Here is a 7140-nt window from a genome sequence, read left to right as displayed (position 1 = left end):
GCGACCAGCGACTCGTCACTGGCGATCGCCGCGTCGAACAACCGCAACCCGGCCGCGGTCTCGATCGGCGGAAGACCCGACGCGGTCATCCGGCGTGTGTGGGCCTCGCCCAGGTCTTCGGTGAACGAGGTTTCCTTGGCCCACAGCCCCCACGTCAGCGAGAGCCCCGGGAGCCCGAGACGGCGACGCTCGTGCATCAACGCGTCCATCGCCGCGTTGGCCGCCGCGTAGTTGCCCTGCCCCGGGTTGCCCAGCAAACCCGCCAGCGAGGAGAACACGACGATCGGGGCGTCGCCCACCAACTCGTGCAGATGGTGCGCCCCGTCGACCTTCGGCCCGAACACCGCCGCCAACCGGTCCGGGGTCAGCGCGGGAATCGTCCCGTCGTCCAGCACACCCGCGGCGTGCACCACCGCGTCCACCGGATGCGTGGCCAGCAACGCGGCTACCTGGTCGCGATCGGACACGTCACAGGCCACGACCTCGATGCCCGCAACCTGGGCCAGCTCCGCCGCGCCCGGGGTCTGCATACCCCGGCGGCCGGCCACCACGACCTTGTCCACACCGTCGGCCGCCACCAGATGACGGGCCAGCTCGCTGCCCAAGCCACCCGTCCCGCCGGTGATCAGCACCGTCCCACCGAACGGCTTCGGCACGGTGAGGACGATCTTGCCGGTGTGCTTGGCCTGGCTCATCAACCGGAACGCGTCCCGGGCCCGCCGCACGTCGTACGTCGTCGCCGGCAGCGGGCGGAGGTTTCCGGCCGCGAACAGCTCGTCGAGCATCTCCCGAAGGACGTCCGGTCCGGCGTCCAACAGATCGAACCAGTGGTACTCGATCCCCGGCAGCGACTCCGCCTCCCGGATGTCGAGCTTCCCGATCTCCACGAACCGGCCCCCCGGACGCAACAACCCCACCGACGCATCCACGAACTCGCCGGTCAGACTGTTGAGCACCACATCCACCGGCGGGAACGCCTCGGCGAAGTCCACGTTCCGAGAGGACGCGATGTGATCGTCGTCCAGGCCGAGGGTGCGCAGCACGGGCCACTTGGGTTCGCTGGCGGTGGCGTACACCTCGGCACCCACCTGCTGGGCCAGGGCGATCGCCGCCATTCCCACACCACCCGCACCGGCGTGGATCAGGATCGTCTCCCCGGCGGCCAGCCGGGCCAGCCGGTTCAGGCCGTAGTACGCGGTCAGGAACGCCACCGGCACGGTCGCCGCCTGCTCGAAACTCCAGTCGTCGGGGATCTGGGCCAGGAGGGAGTCGGAGCTCAGCGCGACCGGGCCGAAGCCGCCCTCGGTGAGCCCGGTGACCCGGTCGCCCGGGCGGAAGCCGGTCACCTCCGACCCCACCTCCAGCACGACGCCGGACGCCTCGCCGCCCATCGCACCGACCAGATCCTGGTACCAGCCCAACGCACCCAGCGAATCCAGCACGTCACGGAAATTCAGCCCCGCGGCCCGCACCGACACCCGCACCTGGTGCGGGGTGAGCGGCTCCGACACCTCCGGACAGGGCAGCAGTTCCAGTGCCTCCAGGCTGCCCTTGTTCCGGCTGCCCAGCCGCCACGGCGTGCCGTCGGACGGGGGCAGCAGCGCGTCGGAGCCGAGCCGCACCAGCCGCGGCACGTAGAAGCCGCCGTCCCGGATCGCCACCTGCGGCTCGCCGAGTGCACCGAGCGCCGGCAGGTACTCCGCGAGCGCGTCCGGCCGGTCGGCGTCCACCAGCAGGATCCGGCCCGGATTCTCGCCCTGTGCCGACCGGACGAGGCCCCAGACCGCCGCTCCGGCCACCTCCACCGGCTCGTCCCGGTCCACCGCGACCGCACCCCGGCTGACCAGCACGAGCCGGGTGGCAGCGAACCGCTCGTCGGCCAGGAACTCTTGCAGCAGTGCCAGCACCCGGGCCGTCTCGTCACCAGCGGAGCCGGAACGAATCCGCGCCGAGATCACCGCGGGCACGTCGTCCAGCTCACCGACCGACGAGGAGATCTCGACGATTCCCGGCACCGCGTCCACGGCGTCCGGATCCGGCAACCTGGTCCACTTCACCCCGTACACACTGTCGGGGGTACGGGCGGGCGTGAACCGGTCCGTCGGGATCGGACGCAGGACCAGAGCCCCCGCGGTCAGCACCACCGCACCCGCCGGGTCCCACGCCGTGAGAGCCACCGCGTCCGGACCCGTCGTGGTCAACCGCACCCGCAGCGACGTGGCACCGCCGGCGCGCAGAGCGACGTCCTGCCACGAGAACGGCAGGCGACCGGCGTCGGTGGGTTCGAGGCCTCCGAACGACACCGCGTGCAACGCCGCGTCGAGCAACGCCGGATGGATCCCGAACACCGAACTGTCCTGCTCCGGCACGAGGACCTCGGCGTAGACCGTGCCCTCGGCGTCCCGCCAGGCGGCGTGCAAGCCCTGGAAGGCCGGGCCGTAGACCAGCCCACCGGCGGCCAGGTGCTCGTACACGCTGTCCACGCCGATGGCCTCGGCGTCGGCCGGCGGCCAGACCTCCTCCGCGCTCACCGGCTCGCTCCCGGCCGCCAGCGCGCCGGTCGCGTGCAGCGTCCAGGCCGAATCCTCTTCGGAGCCGGCCGGGCGTGAGTAGATGCCGATCTCCCGGTCGCCCTGCTCGTCGGCCACCCCGACCGAGACCTGCACCGCCACCGCGGACCGGTCGTCCAGTACCAGCGGCGCGGTCATCGTCAATTCGCGGACGAGATCACAACCCACCTCGTCGCCGGCCCGGATCGCCAGCTCGAGGAACGCCGTGCCGGGGAACAGCACCACGTCACCGACCCGGTGATCGGCCAGCCACGGGTGCGTGGACAACGAGACGCGACCGGTCAGCAGGGTGCCCCCGGCTGCGGCCACACCGACCGCCGCACCCAGGATCGGGTGCTTCGCGGCGCGCTGGCCCAGGCTGCGCAGGTCGCCGGTCCGCGACGCGGTGGGCCAGTAGTTCTGGTGCTGGAACGCGTACGTGGGCAGGTCGATCCAGTGGGCGGGGGGAAGCAGCGCTGGCCAGTCCACCGCGACGCCGGTCACGTGCAGCCGGGCCACCGCCTCCAGCAGCGTCGTTCGCTCGTCCCGGCCGGCGCGCATCGCCGGCACACCGTTCTCCACCAGCGCCGAAAGCACCGCATCCGGCCCCACCTCGAGCGTCAGAGCATCCCCGAACTCCGCCGCGATCTCAGCGAACCGCACCGGACGACGCACCTGCTGAACCCAATACTCCGGATCCGTGGCCACCCCACCCACCAGGACCAGCGGAACCGACGGCTCCCGGTAAGCCACCGTGGCCGCGACCGCCCGGAAGCCCTCCAGCATCGGATCCATCAACGGCGAATGAAACGCGTGCGACACCGCCAACCGCCGCGACCGCACCCCCAACGCCGCGACAACCTCCTCGACCGCCGCCGCCGCACCGGACAGCACCACCGAGTCCGGACCGTTCACCGCCGCGACCGCGACGCCCTCGACCAGCAACGGCACCACATCCGCCTCGGACGCCGCCACCGCCACCATCACGCCACCCGCCGGCAGCGCCTGCATCAACTCCGCCCGCGCCCCCACCAACCGGCAGGCGTCCTCCAACGACCACACACCCGCGACATACGCCGCGGCCAACTCACCGATCGAATGACCCGCCACCATCGACGGCGTCACACCCCAGGACCCGAGGAGCCGGAACAGCGCGACCTCGACCGCGAAAATCAGCCGCTGCGCCCAGCCCGTGTCCTGGAGCGGAGCCTCCGACAGGGCCGAACGATCCAGACCGAACCCCGCCAGCACCTCGTCCAGTGCCTCGGCGAACACCGGGAACCGGTCCGCCAGCGCTAGCCCCATCCCGGGCCGCTGCGACCCCTGACCGGTGAACACCATCACCGGCTGCGCCGCATCGACCACCTCACCGACGACCGGCCCCGGACGGCCCTCCGCCAACGCCTCCAGACCGGAAGCCAGCTCTCCGACCGACGAGGCCACGAAAACCGCTCGGTGCTCGAACGCCGAACGACTCGCAGCCGCCCACGCCACCTCCGCCAGACCCGGGCCCGTCTCCGCCACGCACGCGGCCAACCGCCGAGCCTGCCCGACCAGAGCCGCCGGAGTCCGCGCCGAAACCACCACCGGCAACACACCGGACCCGTCCAGCTCCCCCGGCCGGCCCAGCGCGGAACGCTGCCCCGGCGCGACTGCCGCCGCGGGCTGGGCCGGGGCGGCGGGCGGTTCCTCCAGGATCAGGTGCGCGTTCGTTCCGGAGATCCCGAACGACGACACCCCGGCCCGGCGCGGACGCCCACCCGGCTCCCACGACCGCGCCGACGTCAACAACTCCACCGCACCGGCGTCCCACTCCACATGCGACGACGGCGCGTCCACGTGCAGCGTCCGCGGCAACGTGCCGTGACGCATCGCCAGCACCATCTTGATCACACCCGCGACCCCCGCCGCGGCCTGCGCATGACCGATATTCGACTTCACCGACCCCAGCCACAACGGATCCCCCGACCGCGAAGCACCGTAGGTCGCCAGCAACGCCTGCGCCTCGATCGGATCACCCAACGTCGTCCCGGTCCCGTGACCCTCGACCGCATCCACCTCAGACGGCGACAACCCCGCCGACGCCAGCGCCGCACGGATCACCCGCTGCTGCGACGGACCATTCGGCGCCGTCAAACCATTCGACGCACCGTCCTGGTTCACCGCCGAACCACGCACCACCGCCAACACCCGATGACCGTTCCGCTCGGCCGCCGACTGTCGCTCCAAGACCAACAGGCCAACACCCTCCGACCAGTTGACGCCGTCGGCCGCGTCCGCGAACGACTTGCATCGCCCGTCACCGGCCAGGCCGCCCTGAGCACTGAAGTCGATGAACGGTCCGGGGCCGGCCATCACGGTGACGCCACCGGCCAGCGCCAGATCGCACTCGCCGTTCCGCAGCGCCTGCGCGGCCAGGTGCATCGCGACCAGCGACGACGAACACGCCGTGTCCACCGTGACCGCCGGGCCCTCCAAGCCCAGGAGGTACGCGACCCGGCCGGTCGCGACGCTGCCCGCGGTGCCGGTGCCGAGGAAGTTCATCGCCTCGGCCGGGAACTGCCCGCTGTACCCGTAGTCGTGGTACATGACGCCGGCGAACACCCCGGTCCGGCTCCCGCGCAGCGACACCGGGTCGATACCGGCCCGCTCCAGCGTCTCCCACGACACCTCCAGCAGCAGACGCTGCTGCGGGTCCATCGCCAGCGCCTCCCGCGGCGAGACGCCGAAGAACCCCGCGTCGAACTCCCCCGCCTCGTGCAGGAACCCCCCTTCACGCGCATACGACGTGCCCCGGCTGTCCCGGTCCGGCGAGTACAGACCGGCCAGGTCCCAGCCCCGGGTCGTCGGGAACGGCGTGATGCCGTCCTCGCCGTCGGCCAGCATCCGCCACAGGTCCTCCGGCGACGACACCCCGCCGGGGAACCGGCAGGCCATCCCGACGAGCACGATCGGGTCGTCCGTGGTGGTGACCGCGGCCGGGAGCTGAACGTCCTCGGCGCGGCCCAGCAGTTCGCTGCGGACGAACGCCGCGAGCCGCTGCGGGGTCGGGTGATCGAAGATCAGCGTCGCGGTCAGCCGCAGCCCGGTCGCCGCGTTGATCCGGTTACGCAACTCGATCGCGGTCAACGAGTCGAACCCCAGGTCGCGGAACTCCCGGCGGACGTCCACCGCGTCACTGTCCTGGTGGCCCAGGACGCCGGCCACGTTCTGGCGAACCAGCTCGGTGAGCACGCGTTCCTGCTCGTCTGCGGTGCGGCCGGCGAGCTCGGCCAGCAGGTCGCCGCGGGCGGCGGCGGACTGGGTCGCGGCTGCTCGGCGCTGACCACGCACCAGCGCCCGGAACAGCGGCGGAACCGTGGTCGCGCCCGCGGGCAGGCGCACCACGACCGGCGCCACAAACGACTCGTCCGCCCCGATCGCCGCGTCGAACAGCCGCAGCCCGGTCTCGGTCTCGATCGGCGGCAGGCCGGAGGCAGCCATCCGGCGCAGGTGCGCGGCATCGAGCCCGGCCGTGAACGAGGTCTCCCGCGCCCACAGTCCCCAGGCCAGCGAGAGGCCGGGCAGGCCGTGGCGTCGCCGCTCGTGCATCAACGCGTCCATCGCGGCGTTGGCCGCCGCGTAGTTGCCTTGGCCGGGCGTGCCGGTCAGCCCCGACAGCGACGAGTAGACGATGATCGGCTTGTCACCGATCAGTTCGTGCAGGTGCCAGGCCGCATCGAGCTTCGGCCCGAGCACCGTGTCGAGACGCTCGGGCGTCAGCGCCGGGATCGTCCCATCGTCCAGCACACCCGCTGCGTGCACCACGGCGTCGACCGGATGCGCGGCCAGCAACGCGGCCAGCTGATCCCGGTCGGACACGTCACACGCCACGATGCGGACCCCGGGCAACGCGGCCAGCTCCGCCGCACCCGGAGACTCCGGTCCCCGGCGGCTGGTCAGCACCACGCCCGAGACACCCGGGGACCCCAGCACGTGCCGGGCCAACTCCCCACCGAGCCCACCGGTGCCACCGGTGATCAGCACCGTGCCGCCCCACGGCCGCGGCACCGTCAACACGATCTTCCCGGTGTGCTTGGCCTGACTCATCAACCGGAACGCGTCCCGGGCCCGCCGCACGTCGTACGTCGTCACGGGCAGCGGGCGGAGAGTTCCGGCGGCGAACAGCTCGTCCAGCATCTCCCGGATCACCGATGGTCCGGCGTCCAACAGGTCGAACCAGTGGTACTCCACCTCCGGCAGCGAGTCCGCCTCCCGGATGTCGAGCTTCCCGATCTCCACGAACCGGCCACCCGGACGCAACAACCCCACCGACGCATCCACGAACTCGCCGGTCAGACTGTTGAGCACCACATCGACCGGCGGGAACGCGTCGGCGAAGTCGAGCGTCCGGGACGACCCGATGTGATCGTCGTCGAGGCCCAGTTCACGCAGCGCCGCCCACTTGGGCTCACTCGCGGTGGCGTACACCTCGGCACCCACCCGCTGGGCCAGGGCGATCGCCGCCATTCCCACGCCACCCGCACCGGCGTGGATCAGGACCGTCTCCCCGGCGGCCAGCCGGGCCAGCCGGTTCAAGCCGTAGTAGGCG

The 7140-nt window shown here is 72.0% G+C and carries 1 protein-coding gene (running past one end of the window); it reads right to left on the bottom strand.

Annotation, left to right across the window (positions count from 1 at the left end):
* The coding region annotated (locus ACIBZJ_RS28410) for an SDR family NAD(P)-dependent oxidoreductase (protein WP_395934837.1) crosses the window boundary (this coding region is incomplete at its 3' end): on the bottom strand, positions 1-7140 show 7140 of its 33503 nt. Its footprint extends 26363 nt past the window's final position.

Origin of the sequence: Cryptosporangium sp. NPDC051539, assembly GCF_044454545.1 — a bacterium.
Classification (GTDB): Bacteria; Actinomycetota; Actinomycetes; order Mycobacteriales; family Cryptosporangiaceae; genus Cryptosporangium.
Note: the sequence above shows the minus strand (reverse complement) of the source record. Positions and strands in the feature narration are given on the sequence as shown.